We start from the raw sequence: 1996 nt of genomic DNA on the forward strand, positions 1-1996 counted from the left end.
GCGAGCGCCTGCAGGCCGCGCTGCTGCGCGATGTAGTCGGGATTGCGCTCGAGCCGGCGCTGCGCGTCGCGCTGGCGATCCAGTGCCGCCGCGCGATCGACGAATTCGGTGTCGTCCGGCACGAGCACGAGGTACGCATGCAGCGCATCGAGATACGCGGGATCGCTGCCGGCCGACTGCAGCACGCGCCGCCACTGTGCCATCGCCTCCGTATGGTCGGCGTCCGCGCGCTTCGCGAGCGCCCCCGCGAGCCGGTTCGCCTCCGGCCGCGTGTCGGCACGCTGGTTCAGGAGCCGCACGAGCGCCATCGCCGCGCTCGTGTCCTGCGGATCGGCCGCGACCGCGCGGCGCAGCGCGGCGATCGCCGGCTCGCGCCCGCCCGGCGCATTCGACACGATCTGGTAGTACTCGGCGCCGAGCGCGCCCTCCGGCGCACCGTTCGGAAACAGCGCGACGATCCGCCGTGCCGCCTCGTCGGCACGGCCGCTGCGCGCGAGCAGACGGATCTGCGCCATCTCGCCGCGCCCGCTCGTCGCGACGCGATATTCGTCGGCGACCCGCCGCGTGGCGGGCGCATTCGGCGACTGTGCCTGCAGGCGCGCGAGCGAGGCCTGCGCGCCTTTCGCGTCGCCGAGCCGCAACAGCACGCGAACCTGTTCGGCCAGCAGCTCGGGATCGCCCGGCGCGATCAGCAGCCCCTTGTGCAGCGCGTCGCGCGCCAGGTCGTCGCGATGCTTGACGCCCCACATCCGCGCGGTTTCAAGCTGGCGCTGCGCATCGGCGGACGCGGCGGCCGCCGGCGTCGCGGAAGATGCCATCGTCGTGCCCGGCGCGGTGCCCGGCGCCGCCGCGCATACCGACGACGCGAGCCACGCGAATCCCGCCACATGCGGCGCGGCGCGCTTCAGCGGGCGGCGCACGAGCGGCCTCCCCAGCGGGCGTCGAGCGTGCCGTCCGCGCCGAACCGGTAGCGTCCGTCGCGCCAGCCGAGCCCGAACAGCGTCAGCACGCTCGTGTAGTAACCGGGCGCCGACTGGCGCGCGAGCGTATCGACACGCGCCGCCTGCGCATCGGCGAGCGCGCGCTGGCCGCGCGCGTCGAGGAACGGCACGGCGGCCGCCGAAAACCCGCCGTTGCCGTCGTTCGGCCCCGCGACGCCCGTCGTCGTATCGACCTTCTCGGGCGGCGCGCCATGCGCGGCGATGTAGTCGGCGAACGGCGCAAAGCGTGCGAGCAGCGGCGCGGCGAGCGGATCGGCGCGGTCGAGCATGCCGGCCCACAGATACACGCGGATCGCGTTGTACGCGCTCTGCGCATGCGTGTCGCGATCGGGCCCGAAACCCGTGCCCGCGCGATACAGCGCCCAGTCGGGCGAAAAGCCCTTCGGTGCCGTGTCGAGCAGCACGCGGCCGGTGCTGGCGGCGAGCGCGGCCCAGCGCCGGTCGTCGGGCAGGCGCGCGCCGAGCGCGCGGATCACCTGCGGCGGCGAATAGCTCGGGTTCAAACGCCACTGACCGTCGGCCAGCTTGAACCCCGTCGGCCCCGGCAGCAGCGTGAGGCCGAGGCCCGGCACGGTCGCGGTCTCGTCGTCGAGCACGCGCTTCGCGAGCAGCGCGCCGCGCGCCGTGTAGCTGCGCTCGTGCCACAGCCGCCCGGCCTCGACGAGTGCATACGCGATCCACAGGTCGGCGTCCGACGCCGCGTTCGCGTCGAGCACGCGCCACGCGCCGTCGGGCGCACGGCCCCACAGCCACGCCGGCAGGTGCGCGCTCAGGTCGCCCTGCGCGAGATTGTTCTCGGTCCATGCGAGGATCGTGTCGAACATGCGCCGGTCGTTCGCGACCAGCGCGAAGAAGAGTCCATACGCCTGCCCCTCCGACACCGTGCGTGAATCGGCCGAGCCGACGTCGATCACGCGGCCGTCGGCCGAGATGAAATCGCGCTTGAACGCGTCCCAGCGCGGCCACGCCGCGCCGCATCCCGCGTCGGCCGCGCC

At 74.2% G+C, this 1996-nt stretch carries 1 protein-coding gene and 1 pseudogene; both read right to left on the reverse strand.

Features of this window, described 5'->3' with window-relative positions:
• Window positions 1-920 (reverse strand): annotated as a pseudogene (locus ABY44_RS24105) (cellulose biosynthesis protein); the annotation flags it as partial.
• A partial coding sequence (bcsZ, locus tag ABY44_RS24110; RefSeq protein ID WP_431642451.1) for a cellulose synthase complex periplasmic endoglucanase BcsZ occupies window positions 905-1996 on the reverse strand: 1092 nt, incomplete at its 5' end. The gene bcsZ and the pseudogene ABY44_RS24105, both read right to left, overlap by 16 nt.

Source organism: Burkholderia sp. ZZQ-2 (genome assembly GCF_050768715.1).
In the GTDB taxonomy this organism is placed as follows: Bacteria; Pseudomonadota; Gammaproteobacteria; order Burkholderiales; family Burkholderiaceae; genus Burkholderia; species Burkholderia cepacia.